This window comes from Aquimarina sp. AWH4_224, from assembly GCF_056160245.1.
This window is the reverse complement of sequence record NZ_JBSWWU010000002.1, coordinates 550752-572112: the sequence shown is the minus strand read 5'-3', so window position 1 is coordinate 572112 and position 21361 is coordinate 550752. Positions and strand designations below refer to the sequence as shown.

The following is a 21361-nucleotide window of genomic DNA, read 5'->3' as shown; positions in this document are numbered from 1 at the left end:
CCTATTGCGATACGATACGCTTATCGTCTAGGAAACAAGTAACCGATACTAAGGGCAATCAAACCGGCGGGTTATCAAAACCAGCCTATGTGACTCCTTTTACTAAAAACCAGCTTTATGAAATTAAAGCCTTGCGGGAAGTATAATTATCTCTAATTCCTACCTCGCCAGAGTTTTTACATATAGTTGCAACTACTCTTTTCAGTTTTTTTATGCTTTTTGGTTGGTGCATGTTGGCTGGAAGAGGATCAACAACCGAAGTATCTAATCCTACGCCAAGAATGCCTCCAAAAGTATCGGCCAACAGGAAGGCTATTAGCTCCTGATCCTTGTTATAAAATTTACTATACTTCATTGTTTACATTTTAGTTGTTTTTAAATTATATGTTCTACAAATCTCTGCGAGTACTACGCATTCATTTTGCGTAGTCAATATTACAGATATTATTTATTGTTTTAATGAGTACCAAATATCTAAATATTTTCTTAAATCTACAAATTTTTTAACACTTATTTTATTGATTATCAAATAGTTACAATAAATAAAAGCAAAGATATCCCTATTCGCTATTTAGCGAATTTTTTGGGGTTTAGGCAATCATTTACAGATCAGCGATTTGCTTTTTTACAATCACTTTTAAGGTGTTTTTACTTTGTATTCGTTTTTACAATTAAACTACGTTCAAATCATTCAATAGTTGCAATCCTAAATTGCTGTTTTACTCGATAATCGAGATTTAAATCCTCTGAGGTTTGCGTGGTAATCAAAATTATATTCTGATCACTACTTCATGGGTTTCTCCGAGGTCATTTACTTAGGTGTTTGTTGATTTATGTATTTATCTATTTGTATACCACAAAAAAAGCGCCCAATTTCTTGGACGCTCCTGATATATTGATTTTTCTGGTATTCCTTATGTAAAAGAATCACCATAATCTACATACGTCCCGCCGACGGATTTGATTAAAATCCATCTGCTATCACACTGCCCAAGCAGTACTTGTAATTTTTCGATATGTATATTATGTTGGTTCATTGATAGTATTAATATACGAAATCTTACAAGATTTTCCTAATTGTCCTTTTTCGCTTCTCCAGAGGGCTGATTCTCAGTTTTTTTCCTTGGCATTTTGCCTTTGATTCTGTTCTTCTCCTCTTTCAAATCATGAATAAATTGATTGTTATAGGCATTGGTTTTGGCCAACTTCAAACATTTTAAAGCTTTTTTATACTTTCTTTTATGTTCAAAAAGAATGGCTTTTTTAAGATATAACATCGCTTTATCCGTTCCTTTTACTGTTAGTGCAAAATCAATCAATTTTTCGGCTTCTTTGTAATCTTCATTCCATAGTAATACATTGATGTATTTTGGGTACACCTCCAACGTATACATATCTTCTGCCAAAGCTTGCTGAAAATATTCTTTGGCTACTTCATAATTTTTAAGGCTCTCGGCATGGATCTGCCCCAGTAAGCACAACGCCATCGGATTCTTTTCGTTATACGATAGGGCATAGTTCAAAGACTCCACCACCTCGTCGAGATTGTATGGGTATGCATCCAGCGCCTGAAGCAAGTACTTATCTAATAGGTTATTCATTGTTCTAGTTCTTTAATTCGTTACGCAACTCTTTTTTGAGTTGATTTCTTTTTGTTTTGAAGGTCTTTACCTTCTTCTGTTTTTTGAAATCTGATCCCTTGTACACCCGTATGGGATTTCCCCGTTGTACCGAGAGATGATTTTCCCATTGATCGGTGATCGATTGTTTCAATTGCTCCAAGCCAATCGCAATCAGCTTTTCCTGTAATCTTTGGATCGCTACTTTTTTATTTTGATGTTGCGATCTGCTATCCATCACTACCACACTGGTTTTGGTTGGCAGATGGGTTGCCCGTACTGCCGAGTTTACCTTGTTGACATGTTGCCCACCAGGGCCGGTGCTTCGCATGGTTTCAAAAGTGATATCCTTTTGATGTATGTGTTGATTTGCGATTTGCTCCAATTCATACAATCCGATAAACCAATTTTTCCGTTTATGATGCTTCCTAAACCTCGAGGTACCGATCCATTGTATAGTACCGATCCACGTTTTTACAAAGCTATCCAGCTCTTTACCTTCTAGCTGTACCGTAGCCGATTGTACCGTGCCGTTTTCTACTCCGGCGATTCTTTGAATGACAGTATATTCAAAACCTTGTTGTTGTACCTCTTCCAAAAAATATTTAAGTACCTGGGCCACTACCCAGCAACATTCTGCCGGACCTCTACCCGCAGTTATTTGTATTATCTTTTGATTCATAATTCTTTTTCTTTATTTCCTGTTCATTTTTTCCATTGATGAAAAAACGAACCAAAATTTCCAGAGTTATCCCTATTTCTTCCTAGAGATGGAGCGCTTACCGTACACTGAGCCTGTCGAAGTGAACGGTAATGCTCTTTCCTCCTTCTATGTATCCATTCTTACAATTTTTGGTGTAAATGTCCCCAGCACTTCCACCAGTTCTTGTTGATTGGCCATCACTTTATGGATGTCCTTGTACGCCATGGGTGCTTCGTCTATCCCTCCGCCAATCAAGGTTACCTCGTGCGCTTTTAATTCTTTTTTTACTTCGCTACGCGTTAAGGTTTCCTTACATTTTCGTCTGGATAAGACTCGTCCCGCTCCGTGCGATGCCGATTGCAAACTTGCCTCATTCCCCAGTCCTCTTACAATAAATCCTGGCGCCGTCATCGATCCCGGGATGATTCCCAACTCGCCTTTGGCGGCTGGGGTAGCTCCCTTTCTGTGTACAATACACTCCACACCATTTACCTCTTGTTTCCAGGCAAAATTGTGATGATTTTCAATCTTGGCTACTGGTCTTGATCCCAGTAGTTTTCCAATTCTCTTATGAATATCATCGTGACATGCCTTTGCATAATCTCCTGCCAAGTTCATGGCCAGCCAATATTCCTGCCCATCGTGCGTATTGATATCCAACCAAGCTAGTTGTTGCACATGTTTGGGCAACGGACATTGCTTTGTGGCCAGATAGGTATAATGTTTGGCAATATTGGCCCCCAATCCACGAGATCCACTATGTGATAACAATCCTATATAAGATCCCACCGGCAAATCCCAAGCGTTGTCGACATCGGTAATGGTTACCTCGCCAAATTCTACAAAATGGTTTCCTCCTCCAGAGGTTCCCAATTGTTTATAGGCTTTGTCTTTTAATCGCTTTACAAATGGAATGGTTGTAAACTCATCTCGTTCAAACACCTCATGATCATGTTTGATCTTATGGGTTTCGTACATTCCGAATTTGGTATGCTCTGCCAGTATGTTTTCGAGTTGGTGTTTCTTTCCTTTCAAAAAAGAAACTGGTATCGGATATATCGTTAAACACATTCTACATCCTATATCCACTCCTACTCCATAAGGGATCACAGCGTCTTGGGTGGCCAACACTCCACCAATTGGCAATCCATATCCTGTATGTGCATCGGGCATTAATGCTCCTGCAACGGCTACCGGTAATTTTAATGCATCATACAGTTGGTATTTTGCCTGATCATCGATTTCATTTTCGCCATATATTGCAAAAGGAGATCGTGTCGTTTTCAAAGCGTGTCTTTTTACCTCGACCGGGCTTAGTAAACTTTCGGCTACCTTACCCCAAACTCCATCCCCTTTATAATTTTCGGGATTGAGCAGCACTTTTTTGGCTTCAGTTAATATTTGTTCTTTTTTTATTCGTTTATGATATCTATTGATATGACCCAAAGTCACATTAATGCTATTGTTTTTCGGAAAACCCAGTTTAATCAGGTCTTTTCCGCTTAGTTTCTTTCCCATGATTTCAAAAATTTGGGCGTCCCCCTACTGCACTATCGTGACAGTGGGTCGGGCTTTTGGCTGTATCTTTTATGTAGATCCCTTCGAGAACCTCAGGACTCCACACAAAAGGATGCCGCCGTAATCCCTAACGCTTTACGCATTGTTTTGATAAAATCTCGGATGGTTTTGACACACTCACTTCGACACACTTCGGCAGGCTCAGTGTTCAGCTTCAGTGTTCTACAGAGTTTTGACTCTGGCTGATAGCGTAGCAACAAAAAAATCCGAAACTTTTGGGCTTCGGACTTCTTGTACTATCATATAGCAACTATTGTATAGTGAAGTCCCGAAGCGGTAGCTGAAAAGAACCTGGTTCTCCTGCAGCTAAAGTTTTTGATATTTCAACAATCATTGTACTTCGGTTTTATAGATTATTATTTATTCTCTTGCTTACACTTCGACGAGCTCAATGTCCGTCTCAGTATAATCATGTCATGAACATTAATCGTTTTGACGGTGCAAATATGAAATGAGTTTTTGAATTACGCAAATAAAATTTCAAATTATTTTATTGGCTATCAGATAGTTACACTAAAAATTAGGCAATAGAATTCTTGTCCGTTTTTCAACAGATAGTAATCATACATGCAAGTCTCTGTAGGTCTTAGACTTATCCTTCAAGCGGGTTTATTTTAGATTTACAAAACATCATATCATTTTTTTTACAAAAAAAGCGCCCAATTTCTTGAGCGCTTTCTTTTTTATAGTCGTTTTACAGTTTTATACCTATACCTCAGGTTGCATAAACCGCTTTTTAGCGCTCTTTTTATGTATATAAACTTCAGTCATTCGTTATAAAACGTGTTTTTTTGGTTTTCAAATCTGGTACAAATATGTAATTAATCCTTGATTCTGAAAATAAATTCGATGATTTTTAGCCATAAATCATGGTATTTAGAATCATTTCAAGCAAAATTAAAAGATCGTAATGCTATATGTACTGGTATGCGTCTGCCCTTGATCCAAGGTTTGTATCCCAGCTTTTTCTTCTAATTTTTGAGTGGTATCTACTACATCGGCATGACCTAGCCAGGGCTCGATACATACAAACGGTGCCTTGGGTTTTGCCCAGATCCCCAAATCTGGAAAATCTTCAAAATTCATCTTTAGGATGGCTCCTTTTGTTTGATGATGTAGTGTAGCTTCCTTGGCATGAATTCCTTTAAAGATGAGCGCATCATGATCAAACAAGGTATCTGTCAATTGGATTTTCCCTTCTTCAAAAACGGTAATGGTATCCTGTTGTATCAATCCTTCGTTAGACAATAGGTGACTCTCTTGTTCTTTTCCATCACCTAGCGTAATGTAATACTCCTCATAGCTTTCGTCTTCTTTCAAAGGGCAATTAAATGCCGGATGTCCGCCCGCACTAAAATACAACCGTTGAGTATCCTCGTTTTTTACGACATGAGATACCTGAATCTTGTTTTCGATCAATTCGAAAGCCACTTCAAAATAAAACCGAAAGGGATACATGGTCAATGTCTCGGCATTACTCTCTAGTGAAAAAGATACCTTGGTGGGTGATTGTTGATCTACTTTTAGTCCTTGATTGTATCGAATAAAACCATGTTTGGGCAATTGATAAGTGGTATCGTTAAAAAAATAAGTTCCTTCCTTTAATCCCCCGATGATCGGAAAAAGTACTGGGGCCTGACTGCCCCAGATATTTGGATCTCCTTGCCACATATACTCCTGTTGTGCGCTTTTTTTAAAAACACTAGCCAGTTCGGCTCCTACAGGATCTATTTGTACACGTAGCAAATCGTTTTCTATGGTATGCATGATTAGGTTTTAAGAGTTTCTGTCTATTAAAGTATAATAAAACTATAAATTTCTATTCTTTAGTAAGAATAAAAGGTAGTACAAACCGGTTACAACCATTCCGAAGCCAATAAGCACACTTACATAAACAAATGTGCTATCTTTCTCATTTAAAACCCCAAGTATACCTGCAATAACAAAGGGAAAACCAACTAAAAGATACATTAATGCCAAGGATTTAGCTTTCGATATTGATGAGATTTTTGCCTCCGTATATATATTATCAATTACTTTATCATCATATCCTAAACTACCAATATTCTTGTAAGTTTTGTTTTTAGACTCAATATTCAAAATACGGTTTTCTGAATATTCTACTAGATCTTCATAATCTAAAACATTCTTTTGTTCAACTTCAAATATTCCATCAGAAAGATTCAGTAATTCATCTACACTATTCTTTGATTCAAATGCTTCCAAAAATAATCTTGCATATGATCTTACTTGTTCAATTAACTTTTCAGGAGTAATTAAACCAAAACCTCCCTCTATAGCATAGAATTCACAATCAAAATTATTAAAACTAAGAAGAGTAGTATATTCTTCTCCATAATATGAATCATACAAAGACCCTAAATCACTACACACGTGTTTAATCCTATCATAATCTTTGGTTGCTATTAGATCAATACAGTGTGACTTAATCAAAGAAATTAGAAAATCCTCTTCTGAAAAGTAATCTGAAGTCTTTTTCCTTAATTCATATTTCCAATGCTTATCTCTATAATTTATATTGATTAAATTTTCAATAAACTCATTAGATTCTATTTGTCGAATAACATGGGGTTGATAAAGCATTTTTTCAAACTCTTCTTTTGTAATCTTATTGGTAAGAACTTTAAACACGTTCAATTTCAAATTCTCCATTATCTTCTTCTTTTTTTCCTTCTCCACGGAGCGTTTTTTTGCCAATCACCTGCCATGATACTCCCGTAGGGCATTACCTCATCCTCTACTGTACCCAAGCCAAATTCTTCCATCTGGTTTCTTACCGTTTCGGCATTCTTGTAGGCACTTGGGAGTTCGGTAATATCGATCTCTTTTGAAAAGAAGCGTACATCCAATCCTTGAGTCTCTTCAGCAAAAATGGCGTCAAACGTTTTACCCTCCTTGCTTTTTCTATGCTGGGTTCTACTGGTGTTACGCCCAGCACCATGCGGTGCAAAACCAAGGTTGGTTGCTGTAGTATCTCCGTTTACGATCAATACCGGTTCTGCCATATTCAACGGGATTAATCTTGGTCCGGTGATGTCTGGCATAAACTTAGGGTCTAATGGTGTCGCACCCTTGGCATGATAAAATCGATCCTCATCTTTGAACACAAAATTATGTTCATTCCAGTATCGGTCCCATCCATCTACATGCAAAGCTTGCAAAGTGGCATTATGAATCACTTCATGATTCGTCTTCGTCCATTTTCTGATGATCTGCAAAGCTTCCCAATAGATTTGTCCTTCTTCGGTATCAAAAGGAATCCAGGCATTTTGCTTCAAGGTTTTTGGAGACATTTCTCTTCGATAACGTTCGGCAATTTTCATTCCGGTTTTATACAAGTTGGCTCCAACTCCTCTGGATCCATGGTGCGTGATCATCATGGTATTACCCGTTTTTTTGGAAGTCCCCACGAATAAGAAATGGTTACCATCACCCTGGGTTCCCAAGTGAGTTCTTGCGGCCTGGATCATCTTTTCGTTATTCAGCATAAAGTTACCTTCAAAATCCTTAAGCAAAGCTTCTGGAAATCGATATTGCGTATCTCGATCTCTACCTCCAGGACCAAAATGTGTTTGTTGGTCCGCAGCATCCAATACTTTTTTAGGATCCATTTTACCAAAATCGGTAAGCATCACTGAGCAACAAATATCAGCGCTATGCATCCCTGGATGAATGGCATTTTTGGCCACAGCCACTCCACCCACGGGGATGGTACCTTCTGGTCCCGTAGGACACGCATCAGGCATAATCGCACCATCTACCAGGGTTGGTGTCTTCATCAAGGTTTGCATCGATTTCACAACCGAGTTTACATTACTTTCTTCTAACTCATTTTCGGCTTTGATGTTCACCGAAAACGGAACCGTGTCTGCATGTAAATCCACCAATGGAGGTGATTTGAACTGTTCCAGATAGCCCATCATTTGTTCTCCTTGTAATTGATACGTATTGATATGATCGATGGCCTCAGGAAACCACTTTCCTGATCTGAATCCTAAATCGATTAATGTTTTTCCGGTGATGTTTTTCTTGTTTTCCATCTTATTTCTGTTTGGCAATCTTACATTGCCCGTTATAATGTTACTACAAATGTTTGATATAACTACGCAATTAATTTGCGTAGAGATCTAACTTTTTGAAAATAGCGTTTGGAATCTCGATTAGTTATTTCTCGATACAAAGGGTCTCGCTCTATCATTGCCATAAGTTGTTCTTTGGTTTTGAATTTCTTTTTGCGTGCATAAGCTTCGGTATATCCCATCAGGTTTGCGATTTCTTGCATGGATTTCCCTTCTAAAAAATGATCGAGTACTTTCTTTTGTGAGAGGTTTAATTTCAGAACATACTTTTGATACAAACGCTGTCGCTCTTGTTGTTCGAAAGCTTCCATAATATCAGCAGTATCGGCAAGCTTCCGCTCTAGAGGATATGCTGTTGCAAATCTTCTTTTCTTACGTAGTTGGTTTCTCCACATATTCTTACATACTCCATAAAAGTAAGCGTGTATAGAGCTTTCTAACACAAAATGTTCCTGTTTTAATTTCTGAAATAAAAATACCAGGGCTTCCTGAAAGATATCATCAACATCTTCTTCCCTTCCCGAATGTTGAAGAATCATTTTTCGTACACCTTGATAGTTATGCCGATAAAAAGCCTTAATTGTTTTGGTATCTCCATTTACAATTCCCCTACTAATTTTTTGATTTTGTTTTTCCACTAAGCTGTTTGTTTTAAGAGTTTTTTGATTTTGATACCACAAATCTCGAATTGAGCTACGCAATCTTTTTGCGCAGTAAGAAATATGAGTTAATTTTGTGGAAAACAACAGGCTATGGCGCAAACTAAAAATGCATTAATCCGTTACAAAACCATTGACAAGTGCCTGCAAAACAACAATCGACAATGGACATTAGATCTTTTGATCGAGGCTTGTTCTGATGCCTTATATGAATATGAAGGTAGGGATGTAAATGTGAGTAAACGCACGGTGCAACTCGACATCCAGATGATGCGAAGTGACAAATTGGGGTACAACGCCCCCATCGCCGTATATGATCGAAAATACTATCACTATTCGGATCCGGAGTACTCTATTACCGATATCCCTTTGACCGAAAATGATATGAATGTCTTATCCGAAACCGTAGAAATGCTGAAGCAGTTTAAAGATTTCTCTTTATTCTCTGAACTGGGTGGGATCATTCAACGATTAGAGGACAAAGTATATACCGAAAAGACCCATCAATCCGCAATCATTCATCTGGATAAAAACGAAAATTTAAAAGGGCTGGAGTATTTGGATACGCTATATCAAGCCATCCTTAAAAAAATAGTTTTAAAAATCACTTATCAATCTTTTACCGCGCGACAGGCCAATGAATTTGTATTTTATCCTTTTATTCTGAAAGAGTTTAATAACCGATGGTTTTTGGTAGGTAAAATAACAGCCAACAAACCCATACTTACTTTGGCATTAGATCGTATCATACAAATTGATTATGATACTTCTCTACCCTATCTAAATGAAAGTTTTAATGGAGATTTGTATTTCAAAAACACTATTGGAGTAACCGTGCTTAACGATGAGCAATTACAAGAAGTATTGCTCAAAGTGGATCGTAATAATGCCCCCTATGTGATCACTAAACCTTTTCATCACTCTCAAGAACTTATTGAAAAACATGAAGATGGTAGTGTGACCATTAAACTGTATGTACATCTAAATTTTGAGTTGGACCGTTTGATTCTTGGCTTTGGAGAAAGTATTGAAGTATTGGAACCCAGAACACTACGTAAGAGAATTCGAAAAAAGCTGGAAAAAGCGGCTAACTTATACTTATAATTTTGGTTTCTATTTGAAAAGAAACTAGAGAAGAAAAACCTCTCTAGTTTACCCCCTTACATTATAGGCATCTTGGAGCCAGCTTAGTAGAAGTTCTTACACTTATCGATACTGCCTCGGGATAAAGCCCTCTAGCAATATCAAAGGCACACTGTTTTGCAGCACTATATCCGCAAGCAGTAGAACATGGGCCATCCATAAAAACATTTCCTGGTAACCTTACACTAGTACATACCTTGTACTCTCCATTCGAAATAATTTCATCCTTCTCGACTGGAGAACTAGCTTTTGAAGAAAAACCTGTTCCCATAAAAAACAATATCCCCATACATATCATCAACATTGTAAAAATTTTGCTTTTTTTCATTGTTTAAAATTTTAATTAATTATTGATTTGAATTAAAATGTATTCCTCATATCCAACGTAGTGGTCGTCACCAAACATTGCTGTATCAAACCCTATTAACAATTCGATTACAGCAAATCTGGATGTGAAGAAAAAATGCGTATTCCGGAATATTGCAATGACAAGCTATAGACAATTTTAAATGAAAGCAAACAAAACAAAGTCAATTTTATAAAATTGACCTACTCCTGGGTTTGCTATTCTAGCAAAAGAAAATCAAAAGGAATATCCCTGGTAAGCCATACGTCTTTTTCCGTCTTGTAAAATTTCCAGCCTTTGTCTAGTAGTTGAACCGTATCAATCTTGATGATAACCGGTGTGCCATGTCTGCTACCAACCTCGGTAGCAAGATCTACATCGTCTGTAAGATGTACATACTGCCGCTTCATTGATTTTAAGCCCTCCTTTTTGATACTATCGATATATTGTGCTCCCGTACCATGATATAACGTAGAAGGTACAAAAGTGGCATCTTCATGCAGAATAGCAATCGAATGGCCGTGTGAAGATTTGATGGTATTTTGGGTAAGGTCTATTTTCCATTTTACCGGATCAAAATTGGCATTCATTTCGATCAGATCTTCTTTTTCCAGATGAATATCTCTTTTTGCCAAGGCCGCTAATAAATCCTCAATCTTTACCCAACCATATTCGTCTAAAACAATCCCTCCATCATCGGGATTGTGTCGAAGCCAATAATTGATTAGGTTTTCTATATCTAGTTTTGGAGTATTTGTCATAAGCTGGCCAATTTTTGTGTATTAGGTTTTAAACGTACAAAGTTAAGAGTTGACCAATACAAAAACCAAAGAACAGGATTCACAAAATTGTTTTTTGTCATTCGATCTTCAACTTACGATTGCGTAGGATCGTCCTAAGATTTCTTTCTTCTGGTAAAACCCAAATCTAAACCCCACAGCTTCCGAATACACATAACTTTGTACTACTACATCATACTCTACTGGAGCATTCAAGGACTTCATCGTATTAATTAATCGGTACAATTTGGATTTGGAAATTCCTAATCGATGCGCCAAATCTCCGGGAGTTCCCGTAGCTTGTAAACGGATAAGTTGATCAATTCTTTCAATAAGCTCAATGTGTTCAATAATACCATTCATAATTGCTTCTTTTTTCTGACTTACTTCTTTATCTCATTTTATTATGGGAGGGAATTTTAGATAAGTGTTATGAGATTTGGATTTGTTACCCTATAAAGCGATTTTTTAGGAAAAAGGAAGTGCTGCGTACCTAGATTGGAATCCGTATTTTTAAATGATAAAAGAGAATTAAATATGAAACAGAGACTACAACTTAGGGTAGCTCTTCGAGCAGTTTAACGGATTTGTCTTTATAAACACCATTGTATTGGATCAATCCTTCGAGTAAAGATTTTGTTTTTATAGGTTTTCCTAATTTTAGATAGGTAAGGGCCAAATACCACTGCGCATTTTCGTAGTATTTGCTGCTTTTAGCAATACTTTCAAAGACGGGAATCGCTTTCTTTTCTTGATTGGTATTCATGTAGCTATTCCCAAGATATAAATTAAACTGATTTGTGGATGACCGATTACCCAATGAATCGGTTTGCTTTGCATTTACTATTTCCTCTAGTTTGGGAAGAATTTGTTGATATTCTCCTTTGGAATATTTGTTTAATACATCTACAAAACCCTGAGTATCCTCACCACGTGTGGTATCTTCTACTGGAAAAGGTTCGTAGTAAGTAGCGTATAAGTCTTCATTTTGATTCTTACCAAAACCTGAGAACCACAACAAAGCGCTCACCCCTATAATAACCACTATGGAAGCCGCAATTTTCCAATATTGCCAAAACCCGGATGTAGATTTTTGTTCCTCTTCTTTAATCTCCTGACTAATACGAATCAATTTTTCCCGAAATGCCAGGGTATCCGTATCGCTCAAAGTTTCGTGCAACACCCTATGCTTTTCTACCTCTTCTTGCAAGGCAGTACTCGCCAATAGCTCTTTTTCAAAAGCGGTTTGCTCCTCTGGCGTTAAGGTTTGGTTAAGGTAGCCTTCTATTTTTTCAAACAATTCCTGACTTCTTTCCATTACTTTAGTTTTCAGGTTCGGCTTTTAACTCGTTATACATAGGATCTCTTTCGATCATTTCGATCAACGATTTTTTGCAGTCAAACTTTTTCTTTCGGGTATATCCTTCAGAGTATTCCGTCTCACTCGCTATTTCTTTCATACTTTTCCCTGCAAATACTAAACCTAAAACTTTTTTGCAAGTATCACTTAATTTACTAAAATATTTTCGATATAAGTGTTCCCTTTCTTTTTGTTCGATATCTTTACTAATATCTTCACTTAGTTGGTCTTCGGGATGGTCAAGTACTTCGGCTTTGCGAATCATTTTGCTATTTTTCCGCAATCGATTCCTCCAAATATTTTTACAAACCGCATAAAAATAGGTATGTATCGAAGCAGTGACTACCAGCGAATTTGATTTCAATTTTTGATACAACAGTACCATTGCATCCTGAAATACATCTTCTACATCGGCTTCGTTACCTGAGTTTTGCAAAACATACCTTTTTATATGGCCAATATTTGTTCGATAAAACGTTTTTATCACCGCTTCATCTCCCCTAGAAATACCTTCTAAAATGTTGCGCTCGTCTTGTACGCTCATAGATTTATGTGCTATAGCAGTAAAACGTTACTTTTAGGCTTATCGTGTTCTTAATTCTTCCACGGATCTATCTTACGAGATCCATGCTAAATATTTCAAACTATAAAAGTAACATTTTTACGTTCTTTGCTATTAATAAATGAAGGATAAATACATTTTTTAATCCTCTAATCATTTTTATCGTCAATATCACACCTATGCATCTTAATAAAGTTTTATCGTCACTCTTCTTTATGATATTATTTTTTGCTTTATCATTTCTAAATGCCCAAGTCAAAAATGATACTATTATAGCCTCCACCTTTTTTAAACAAGCCGATTCCTTATTACGGGAGGGACAGTATAAAAATGCTATCCAACTATATCAAAAAGCAATTCCCGAATATCAAAAAGCGAATGTCTGGGAAAAGGCAGCGAGTTGTTACAATAAGATTGCAAATACACAAAAACTGACTTCGGATTTCGAAAGCTCTTTGAAAAATGCCAATAAAGCTTTGGAAATTTCTAATCAACATTTACCAGCCAATAACCGTCAAAAGGCGTACGCTTATGACAACATTGGGCATTATTATGAACAAAGCGTTTCTGATTTTAAAAAAGCAGAGGAGTATTTTAAACAGGCTATAGAAATCCGAAGAAAAATCTATCCCGAAAATCATCCTGACATCGCTTTGTCTTATGATAAATTTGGAGTACTCAATCATCGACAAGGTTATATTGAAAAAGCCTTGGAATATTATCAAAAATCTTTGGTCATACGAATCGAAACCCTAGGAGAAGATCATGTTACTACAGGAAGTTCTTTTGGTCGAATAGCAAAGGTATATAGAAGGCAAGGAAAATATCAGCAAGCTATAGAATACTATCAAAAAGAATTAAAAAATGATGAAAAAGAATACGGCAAAAATCATTTAAGAACGGCCTTTGGACATAATAGTTTAGGGGTTACATATAATTATCTGTCCAACCATGAAAAAGCCGAATTTCACTTAAAAAAGTCATTAGATATAAAACTAAAAAGTGGAACTGAAAATCAAGAAAATATTGCACATTCTCATTACGGATTAGGTAATTTTTACAAGGATATAGGGAAATATAAGTTGGCAGAATATCATTATACTACAGCCTTAAAATGTTATATTAAACTATTTGGAACAAATAGTATTAATGTGGCTAATGGTTATTATGGATTTAATTTGTTATACGGCAATATAGGTTTGTTTGACCTTTCGATAGACTATTTACAAAAAGCATTAGACATTTATCTTTCTAAGGAAGAAAATCACCCCAACATCGCAAAAATCTACAATAGTATTGGCACAAAATATCAGGACATGGGTAATTATGAGCAATCGCTTTTATATTTAAAAAAATCCATGGATTTTTCGTTACGTACCGTTGGTGAAAATCATTATCAAACGGCAACAGCCTATCAAAATATGGCTATTACACATAGGTTTAAAAAAAATTATGAGCAAGCCATTTTCTATAATAAAAAAGCTTCATCGATAATATTAAAATTCTTTGATAAGAATCACCCCAAAGTAGCTAATTCTAATCTTGTATTAGGAGATATTTATTTAGAAATGGGAAAGTATCCTGAAGCACTCCAATGCTATACCAATAATCTAAAGGTCAATCAAAATAATCTTGAAAATGTTCATCCACATATTGCTCTTTCTTATGAAAAAATAGGAAATCTTGAAAAAGAACTTGGCAATTTTGACCAAGCTCTATCTTATTACTTCAAATCCCTTACCATCCATAAAAATATATACAGTAGTGAAGTACCTATTTCCTTTTTCTACAATAAAATTGCAGAGGTTTATTTACAAAAAAAAGATTACCAAAAAGCCCTTAATAATTATAACGAGGCCATTACCACAATTACAAAGGGAAATAGTATTCCGTATTTAAACAAAAATGAAGCCTTAATCTCGTTGGAAGGGAAGGGTAAAACTTTAATCAAACTATATCAAAAAGATAAAAATATAGATCGTCTTAAAAAAGCAATCATTACCTATCAAAAAGCAGATACCTTAATCGGCTCAATTCGACAAACACTAACGAATTATCAAGACAAAGTGACTTTTGCCCAAAATGCTAGAGAAGTTTACAAGGGAGCTATTGAAACTGAATTACTATTACACAAGATAACAAAAGACCCAGAACATATTAGCAAAGCTTTTTATCATATTGAAAAAAGTCGAGCAAATACATTAAAAGAATTGTTGAGAAACGCCAATGCCAAAAGTTTTACGGGATTACCTAGTAATATTCTTGATCTTGAAAAAGAGCTTCGTATCAATCACGCTTTTTATCAATCATCAATTACCAAAGAACAATCCAAAGCTAATGTAGATACGCTAAGACTTCGGGACTATGAAAACCGATTATTTGATATCAATCTAAGGCAAGATTCATTGATTACTTTTTTAGAAAAAGAGTATCCTAAATACTACCAACTCAAACATCAAAAAAGTACAATATCTATAAAAGAAATACAACAACAACTTACAGATCAAGCTAGCTTATTAGAGTTTTTTACTACCAGTAACACCACCTATACTTTTGTGATCTCAAAAAATGATATTGTGGTCAAAACCCTAACCACACCTCATCTTGAACAAAAGATAGAAAGCTTCCGGAACGCCATTATTACCAAAAACACCCAAGAATATAAAACTATTGGTTATGAACTTTACTATCAACTGATATCCCCTGTATCAGATTTATTTAAGGGAGACGAATTGATCATCATTCCCGACGGACCATTATGGCATCTTAATTTTGAGTTATTACTTACTAAAAAGGAAGTCTCAAATAATCCAAAACAATTCTCTTATTTGTTAAAGGATTACGCCATCACTTATGTCAACGCTGCTAATTTGTTGTTTAGCAAGCTTTCTCAAAACGAAACTGCAGCTCCCTTACAAGAATGCCTGGCCTTCTCTTTTTCAGACAGTACACAAACCACTAGTACAAATATAATTAGCCTGGCCACCTTGAGAGGAACAGATGACGATTTACCAGGAACTCGACAAGAAATCAGAGCCATAGCCGATATTATTGAAGGACAGTACTTTTATGGCGCAGAAGCGATTGAAGCAAATTTCAAAAAAAACGCTTCAACCTATAACATCTTACATCTAGCCTTACATGGAGAATTAGATCATGAACGACCAGAAAACTCGAGATTATACTTTACAAAAAGTAAAGATACCATAGAAGATGATTTATTGTATAGCCATGAGTTGTTTGCATTAAATATTCCGGCAGAACTAACCGTATTGAGTGCCTGTAATACTGGATCAGGAAAAATAGCTACAGGAGAAGGTATAATGAGTTTGGGGAGTGCATTTCAATATGCGGGTACCAAGAGTTTGTTATTGAACAGCTGGGATGTTTCTGACCAAACTACTCCAGATTTGATGAAGTATTTCTATACCCACCTAAAAGCAGGAATGAGTAAGGCCAAAGCATTACAACAGGCCAAATTACAATATTTAAACACAGCAAATATTAATCGAACAGATCCATTTTACTGGGGAGCCTTTTATCTAGTTGGCGATAGCACTCCTATGCATTTTTCACAAAACACCATCTGGTACTGGGGATTAGGAATAGGAATATTATTAATCATTTTCTTTGGGCTTTGGCTAAAAAGAAAAAAATCACATCCTGCTTCATGATGTTTTGGCTTTTTGCTTAAACTTTCGGATACCCCAGGCTACTTTGTAGGTTCTAAATAGTAGGTCATAAAGCACCATTTCGTGTAATCGATTTTTGGATCTAAATAAGCGGTTCATCAGCATATGGATATAACTGCTCATCAAATTATCTAATCGATTTTTATCTACCTGTGAAGTAATTTCTGCAATGACAGTTTTATTTTGTTCACTTCTGGTTTCCAACACATCAATAATAGGAGCGTAATCAGGATTATTATCTCTGGTAAACACCATAAACTCCTTTATCTTTTCATGCTCTTCTCTAAATTTTTTATCCATTTGCTTTTTCAGGAACTTATTCATCCCAAACTCCTTCCCAAATCCGATTTTTAGCTGTTCCATCAATGCCAACTTTTGATCTTCGTCATACCCAAAATCATCAAGTAAGGTATCCATTGCCCGAATGCTAAACAACCAGCGTAATTCTTCTCCTTCTTCTTCGTCAATCATATCCAAAAAATCCACCATCATCTTACTGTCATAAAAGAAAAGGCTTTCAGACACTTCCATGGTTTGTTCCCCGTAACGCTCAATCTCTCGCTGGTACGTATCGATTTGTATTTTCCAGATCAAATCCTGCTGGATATAGGTTGCCAAAGACGGTTGCAAGGCATTAATAATTTCTCCTACTTTGTTGATATCTGTATAATGAAATCGAACCCGGATATGGTGTTTGGGATCTGCATAACGAATAAAAAACCACTTATCAATCACACCTCTGGCCAATAAATCATCGGTAACAGGTTTGATGATCTGAGCAAGTACCAAATCTGCCGTTTTGGGTCCTGTATAGAGTTTGTAGTATAACCATTCGTCCCCTATGATAAAAGATCGTTGTGTATTACTCATTTGTAGTTCTTGTATTTTTTAGCTTTTGCTCGTTGTAGAATGAAAGTACTACCTGATTGGTATATGCTTGATCACCTTCATTTACAACTCCATTTTGATCATGTAAAAACTCTTTCAATTTAAATGAAGACCTTTTTTTAACTGTATGCAACAACATAGCAGCAGAGGTTGTATTTTTTGTATTGATCAACAACTCATTGTCGCCATCTGCCAACAATACGTAGTTGGGTAATTTTTGTTGATTGACCCAATCTTCTAAAAGAGCAACAAATTGATCCGAAGTTGGCTGTGCTTCTACCAAAGTCTTTATATCCTTGGTGTGAATGTTCCATACAGCCTCAGATAGAATAACACCATTGTACTCTACTCTTGGTAAAAAATCAGATTCGTCTGCCAAGGGGCCCCAATAAAATCCTAATCCTGATCGCATCCGCTGGGTTTGCATATTTGCCAAAAACTGATAAATAGGTAAAGGATCTGCCGAGTAATTGTGGGCATTGGTAAGGTGAGGTAATACTTCTTTGTTGTGCTTTTTTGATCGCAGCAACACCTTACTATCATGATTGGTTGAAATCATCAAATCATCCAAGGTTAACTGATCTTCAGGAGCGACTATAGATTTTGCTAAATAAGGAATTTCATATTTCCTAAAAGCAGGACGCATTAGGATATTTCCAACACGAGACTCTGGAAGGTGTACAATCTCAGCCAAAATCTGATCTGGGTTTTCCTGAGTTTCGATATCTATGATTTCTTGAGTGTATTGTCGCAGTTCTTCGTCCCCATGACAAAAACGCCCCAGCAGATTAGCTGCGCTGGATCCTCCTACACTCGACATCACTATCTTCTGTTCTCCATCTACGGTAATAATTTCTACCATCGACGACATCGTATCTGGTAAATCATCCCAACGAGCCTCAAATCCTTCAAAATCCTTATCGGTAAGCTGGATGATACGTTCCCCTTTTTGTAAAGCAAGCATCATTTTTTTCTGAAGAATAGCATGCACCGGTGACCACTGAATTTCTTTAGTCTGGACACCACTATTTTGGCCAGGCAATATCAAATCATCTACAATTTTGCTGATATCTCCTGCTCCTTGATTTTGTAAAAACCCAATACCCAATTCTACATCTAATGCTTTAGAAAGGGGGACTTCTCTATTTTCATATCTTTCATAAAATGCCTTTTGAAACCTTGTCATCAACGTTTCTCTTGGCGGAATAGAGATTTTGTTTAGTAACGTAATTGCTTTTCTGACCCGATGCAGTAATTTTTGATCCAAGGTATTTACCTGTGGTGTAATTACCATATCAGTCTGAAACATATATTTGAGTTCAAAACCTACTTCGAGTTCCTTTAAATACTCGCTAAGTTCAATATATTTTTGAGGGTCATTACCTATTTCGCTATCCAATTTTTTTAAGACTCGTTGTGCATTTTCTAGAGTAGTGATCAAATTTTCTGTGCCATCTATCCTTTTTAAAACAGGTAAGATTTGATCTAGAAATTCTGGTCCAGATACCGAAGGTTCGAGTTCGCTAATCAACAATTGACTATTTACCAATTCTCCTATAAAATCTGTTGCATCTTCTATAGTGATCTCATCATCTACCAACAACACCGCCAGATCTTTGAGCAGAGCCCCTTCTTTGGCTTTTTCTAGTACCTTTTGTAAATACTCCGAATGTTCTACCGCTACAATATGATGTATCCTTCTACTATTTACGTAATTGTATTCTACATACCGCAACTGATGTCCCGTTTCATAAATACTGGTATTAGGATAAAACAATAATTGCGATCGAATTTGCTCGTCTTTTACGATATGCTGAGACAAGGCTACCAGATAATTCATATCTAATCGCGTATGTCGTTTGTTTTTGGATTTATGGTGTAGATCCAAGACAGTTGCATCAGAAAAGGTACCAACTGCTGTTCCTGCAAACAAACCAAAAGGTGTGCAACGGGAAGACATACGACTTATGTATTTGAGCACCGAATATTTCATTCGATCTGCTTTATCCGGATCTTTGAGATTACCTTGTAACCATTTTTCGAATTCAGAATAAAGAGAAGGTGAAGCAAGGAAAATAGCTTCTTTTATTATCGGATCTTTACAGATGCTTTGCAAAGTTTCATCAGAAAGTGTTGCATCCTTTGTGACTTCCTGATAAAAAGAAAAAGAAAACAACGGGACCCGTAATACGTACTTAGGGAAATTTTTATAAATCATAATGCTGTTTCGCGATGTGCATTAGCTAATTAGTAAACATTCGTCCCACTTGGTCTCAAAAGTAGCCAAAAAAGAGATGAGGGTAAGGCCAATGCCAGAGATTCCCTCCAAAAGATTTAGTTCATTCATCCATTCTTTCTTATCCCCTCTCCACTGTTTAAATCCAGCGTCTCCATCTTTATGTATTGCCATTTTTAGCAATTCATCTAACCAGAAATCAGCCGCTTCCTGAAATGAGGCTTCCTTTGTCTCTTGGAACATATGATTATAAATATTCGCAACACCGCAAGCACCATGGCAATGCCCAGAATCTAATACTACGGCTTCTTTAAGGTCTCTCCTTTTGGTAGAATTTTTTACCATGGCCAATGCTTCATTCTTATAAGTTTCATTGTTGAGTACAGATCCCGCTCGCCACATCGACAGGCCAATTCCCAAGTCTCCGTAACACCAAGCTAATCGTGAATTACCTTCTTTTGGTACATCTTTATGTACCCAACTAGGATACCAGGACGATTGATTAAGGTCTTCCTTTTTATGGCTTAACATATATTGAAGTGCGCCATCAAGCATCTTACCTGCAGCTTCTTTGAAGTCATCATGGGGATAAGCTCTACTTAAAAAGTTGATGATACTAGACATTCCGTGAGAAAGACTTAGATTTCCTCCTTTGGTACCTTCTTCTACGTTGAGATCAAAAACCCACCATATTCTACCATCTTCTTCCTTTTGTGCAGCCTCCCAAAGAGCTTGAACTAATGTATTTACATTATTTCTGTATCGCTCTTTAAGTTCTGGAGATTGGGTATTTTGATATCGCTTTAAAAAATAGAATCCATATCCTGTAGCTCCATGTAAAAAATCGAAATAATTACGTTCAATATCCCCATTCATAGCTTCTAGCAAAAAAAGATCAAGATCAGCCAACAACTCATCGTTATCTATATCCACAAACTCCTGTTCACTCAAAAAATCCAATACCCAGGCAGCACCAGCTATTCCTGAACAAAAAGTAGGAAATGTATATCCGTTGCTAATCGATTCTACAGCCTGAGAGATAATTTCGGCGCCTTTGTCTGCAGCTTCTTCAGAGTCTTTATATCTGGCATAATAGAACTGAAATAAGGAAACTCCAGATACCCCTGCTAAAACTCCTATATTCTGATTTTCGGTTTGATAATTCTGTAAAGCCCTATAGATTTCGTCAAGCTTTTTTTCTAATTCTTTTTTTGTGCTCATATACTATTATATGTCGTTCATTAAGGATTTGTTACTATGCACAAACCAGATTTGTGTCTATTCGCTTCACAAAGTACTAGACTATCTCGTAAATGAAAAATAAAACCACACGAAATTCATGAAAATTGGGCGATTAATTCTTTTTTAGTTTTGGACCAAAAAAACCTCTGAAAAAATCAGAGGTTTTTATTTTCATCTTAACTTATTTCGCTACGCAGCCTATCCCTCCTTGATGAATAGGCACTGAGTTACCACATATTTGTGTTTGACAACCATTAGAATTGCAATCAAGTGTTAAAGCCCCCGTTCCAGTTAGATTTGAACCTCCTCGAATATGACCACCACTCAAAACACTTATAGTTTCTTTTTTCAGCTTTAAGCTTTTTAATGATTTTTTCATGATATTAATTTTAATTGAATTACCCACTCTGTAAGGTTTTCGATACACACTTGATCTCAAGGTAAACAGTTATGA

Annotated in this window: 19 protein-coding genes; 2 read left to right on the top strand and 17 right to left on the bottom strand. The window is 36.4% G+C overall.

Annotated elements, in window-relative coordinates:
• Positions 1-115 precede the first annotated feature (115 nt).
• The 8 genes from ACXAGJ_RS05865 to ACXAGJ_RS05830 form a co-directional block, all read right to left on the bottom strand.
• Positions 116-355, bottom strand: coding sequence for a hypothetical protein (locus ACXAGJ_RS05865; RefSeq protein ID WP_474837985.1), 240 nt, complete (start codon positions 353-355; stop codon positions 116-118).
• Positions 356-1073: 718 nt separating this feature from the next.
• Positions 1074-1601: a hypothetical protein gene (locus tag ACXAGJ_RS05860; RefSeq protein ID WP_474837983.1), complete on the bottom strand. Its 528-nt coding sequence runs from the start codon at positions 1599-1601 to the stop codon at positions 1074-1076.
• A gap of 4 nt (positions 1602-1605) precedes the next feature.
• The gene (gene prfH / locus ACXAGJ_RS05855; RefSeq protein ID WP_474837981.1) at positions 1606-2301 is read right to left on the bottom strand and encodes a peptide chain release factor H; all 696 of its coding nucleotides are present in this window, start codon (positions 2299-2301) and stop codon (positions 1606-1608) included.
• Positions 2302-2448: 147 nt separating this feature from the next.
• Positions 2449-3840 carry an RtcB family protein gene (locus ACXAGJ_RS05850; RefSeq protein WP_474837979.1) on the bottom strand — a complete coding sequence of 464 codons (1392 nt, stop codon included), beginning with the start codon at positions 3838-3840 and terminating at the stop codon, positions 2449-2451.
• A 957-nt stretch (positions 3841-4797) separates the two neighbouring features.
• Entirely contained in the window at positions 4798-5667 is an 870-nt protein-coding gene (locus ACXAGJ_RS05845; RefSeq protein WP_474837977.1) for an aldose 1-epimerase family protein, read from the bottom strand.
• Positions 5668-5709: 42 nt separating this feature from the next.
• Positions 5710-6600 carry a hypothetical protein gene (locus ACXAGJ_RS05840; protein WP_474837975.1) on the bottom strand — a complete coding sequence of 297 codons (891 nt, stop codon included), beginning with the start codon at positions 6598-6600 and terminating at the stop codon, positions 5710-5712.
• Positions 6573-7961, bottom strand: a complete 1389-nt coding sequence (locus ACXAGJ_RS05835) for an RtcB family protein (protein ID WP_474837973.1) — start codon at positions 7959-7961, stop codon at positions 6573-6575. The genes ACXAGJ_RS05840 and ACXAGJ_RS05835 overlap by 28 nt, the downstream gene beginning before the upstream one ends.
• 62 nt (positions 7962-8023) lie before the next feature.
• The gene (locus tag ACXAGJ_RS05830) at positions 8024-8638 is read right to left on the bottom strand and encodes an RNA polymerase sigma factor (RefSeq protein WP_474837971.1); all 615 of its coding nucleotides are present in this window, start codon (positions 8636-8638) and stop codon (positions 8024-8026) included.
• Between the two features lie 114 nt (positions 8639-8752).
• Between ACXAGJ_RS05830 and ACXAGJ_RS05825 the strand changes: the two genes are divergently transcribed.
• Complete coding sequence (locus tag ACXAGJ_RS05825) at positions 8753-9763, top strand: helix-turn-helix transcriptional regulator (RefSeq protein ID WP_474837969.1); 1011 nt, start codon at positions 8753-8755, stop codon at positions 9761-9763.
• Between the two features lie 61 nt (positions 9764-9824).
• Here the strand turns inward: ACXAGJ_RS05825 and ACXAGJ_RS05820 are convergent, their stop codons facing one another.
• From ACXAGJ_RS05820 to ACXAGJ_RS05800, 5 genes are all read right to left on the bottom strand, one after another.
• Entirely contained in the window at positions 9825-10130 is a 306-nt protein-coding gene (locus ACXAGJ_RS05820) for a hypothetical protein (RefSeq protein ID WP_474837967.1), read from the bottom strand.
• 236 nt (positions 10131-10366) lie between these two features.
• The gene (locus tag ACXAGJ_RS05815; RefSeq protein ID WP_474837965.1) at positions 10367-10909 is read right to left on the bottom strand and encodes an RNA 2'-phosphotransferase; all 543 of its coding nucleotides are present in this window, start codon (positions 10907-10909) and stop codon (positions 10367-10369) included.
• Between the two features lie 108 nt (positions 10910-11017).
• Positions 11018-11290, bottom strand: coding sequence for a hypothetical protein (locus tag ACXAGJ_RS05810; protein WP_474837963.1), 273 nt, complete (start codon positions 11288-11290; stop codon positions 11018-11020).
• Between the two features lie 193 nt (positions 11291-11483).
• Positions 11484-12245: a hypothetical protein gene (locus ACXAGJ_RS05805; RefSeq protein ID WP_474837961.1), complete on the bottom strand. Its 762-nt coding sequence runs from the start codon at positions 12243-12245 to the stop codon at positions 11484-11486.
• Between the two features lie 4 nt (positions 12246-12249).
• Positions 12250-12831 carry an RNA polymerase sigma factor gene (locus tag ACXAGJ_RS05800; protein ID WP_474837959.1) on the bottom strand — a complete coding sequence of 194 codons (582 nt, stop codon included), beginning with the start codon at positions 12829-12831 and terminating at the stop codon, positions 12250-12252.
• A gap of 233 nt (positions 12832-13064) precedes the next feature.
• Here ACXAGJ_RS05800 and ACXAGJ_RS05795 point away from each other — a divergent pair, with 233 nt between their 5' ends.
• Positions 13065-16523 (top strand): CHAT domain-containing protein, encoded by a 3459-nt coding sequence (locus tag ACXAGJ_RS05795; RefSeq protein WP_474837957.1) that lies wholly within the window; start codon positions 13065-13067, stop codon positions 16521-16523.
• Here ACXAGJ_RS05795 and ACXAGJ_RS05790 read toward each other — a convergent pair.
• From ACXAGJ_RS05790 to ACXAGJ_RS05775, 4 genes are all read right to left on the bottom strand, one after another.
• Positions 16518-17411, bottom strand: a complete 894-nt coding sequence (locus ACXAGJ_RS05790) for a thiopeptide-type bacteriocin biosynthesis protein (protein WP_474837955.1) — start codon at positions 17409-17411, stop codon at positions 16518-16520. The genes ACXAGJ_RS05795 and ACXAGJ_RS05790 overlap by 6 nt on opposite strands.
• A complete protein-coding gene (locus tag ACXAGJ_RS05785; RefSeq protein WP_474837953.1) occupies positions 17404-19647 on the bottom strand; it encodes a lantibiotic dehydratase family protein in 2244 nt (747 codons plus the stop codon). The genes ACXAGJ_RS05790 and ACXAGJ_RS05785 overlap by 8 nt, the downstream gene beginning before the upstream one ends.
• Before the next feature lie 21 nt (positions 19648-19668).
• Positions 19669-20886 carry a lanthionine synthetase C family protein gene (locus ACXAGJ_RS05780; protein ID WP_474837951.1) on the bottom strand — a complete coding sequence of 406 codons (1218 nt, stop codon included), beginning with the start codon at positions 20884-20886 and terminating at the stop codon, positions 19669-19671.
• A 202-nt stretch (positions 20887-21088) separates the two neighbouring features.
• Complete coding sequence (locus ACXAGJ_RS05775; protein ID WP_474837949.1) at positions 21089-21286, bottom strand: hypothetical protein; 198 nt, start codon at positions 21284-21286, stop codon at positions 21089-21091.
• Positions 21287-21361 lie beyond the last annotated feature (75 nt).

What these genes read in the sequence shown, in the direction of transcription:
- ACXAGJ_RS05795 (WP_474837957.1), top strand. Translation starts at nt 13,065, where the DNA reads ATGATATTATTTTTTGCTTTATCATTTCTAAATGCCCAAGTCAAAAAT.
- ACXAGJ_RS05820 (WP_474837967.1), bottom strand. Translation starts at nt 10,130, where the DNA reads ATGAAAAAAAGCAAAATTTTTACAATGTTGATGATATGTATGGGGATA.
- ACXAGJ_RS05780 (WP_474837951.1), bottom strand. Translation starts at nt 20,886, where the DNA reads ATGAGCACAAAAAAAGAATTAGAAAAAAAGCTTGACGAAATCTATAGG.
- ACXAGJ_RS05825 (WP_474837969.1), top strand. Translation starts at nt 8,753, where the DNA reads ATGGCGCAAACTAAAAATGCATTAATCCGTTACAAAACCATTGACAAG.
- ACXAGJ_RS05800 (WP_474837959.1), bottom strand. Translation starts at nt 12,831, where the DNA reads ATGAGCGTACAAGACGAGCGCAACATTTTAGAAGGTATTTCTAGGGGA.
- prfH (WP_474837981.1), bottom strand. Translation starts at nt 2,301, where the DNA reads ATGAATCAAAAGATAATACAAATAACTGCGGGTAGAGGTCCGGCAGAA.
- ACXAGJ_RS05835 (WP_474837973.1), bottom strand. Translation starts at nt 7,961, where the DNA reads ATGGAAAACAAGAAAAACATCACCGGAAAAACATTAATCGATTTAGGA.
- ACXAGJ_RS05850 (WP_474837979.1), bottom strand. Translation starts at nt 3,840, where the DNA reads ATGGGAAAGAAACTAAGCGGAAAAGACCTGATTAAACTGGGTTTTCCG.
- ACXAGJ_RS05845 (WP_474837977.1), bottom strand. Translation starts at nt 5,667, where the DNA reads ATGCATACCATAGAAAACGATTTGCTACGTGTACAAATAGATCCTGTA.
- ACXAGJ_RS05790 (WP_474837955.1), bottom strand. Translation starts at nt 17,411, where the DNA reads ATGAGTAATACACAACGATCTTTTATCATAGGGGACGAATGGTTATAC.
- ACXAGJ_RS05785 (WP_474837953.1), bottom strand. Translation starts at nt 19,647, where the DNA reads ATGATTTATAAAAATTTCCCTAAGTACGTATTACGGGTCCCGTTGTTT.
- ACXAGJ_RS05805 (WP_474837961.1), bottom strand. Translation starts at nt 12,245, where the DNA reads ATGGAAAGAAGTCAGGAATTGTTTGAAAAAATAGAAGGCTACCTTAAC.
- ACXAGJ_RS05810 (WP_474837963.1), bottom strand. Translation starts at nt 11,290, where the DNA reads ATGAATGGTATTATTGAACACATTGAGCTTATTGAAAGAATTGATCAA.
- ACXAGJ_RS05775 (WP_474837949.1), bottom strand. Translation starts at nt 21,286, where the DNA reads ATGAAAAAATCATTAAAAAGCTTAAAGCTGAAAAAAGAAACTATAAGT.
- ACXAGJ_RS05860 (WP_474837983.1), bottom strand. Translation starts at nt 1,601, where the DNA reads ATGAATAACCTATTAGATAAGTACTTGCTTCAGGCGCTGGATGCATAC.
- ACXAGJ_RS05865 (WP_474837985.1), bottom strand. Translation starts at nt 355, where the DNA reads ATGAAGTATAGTAAATTTTATAACAAGGATCAGGAGCTAATAGCCTTC.
- ACXAGJ_RS05815 (WP_474837965.1), bottom strand. Translation starts at nt 10,909, where the DNA reads ATGACAAATACTCCAAAACTAGATATAGAAAACCTAATCAATTATTGG.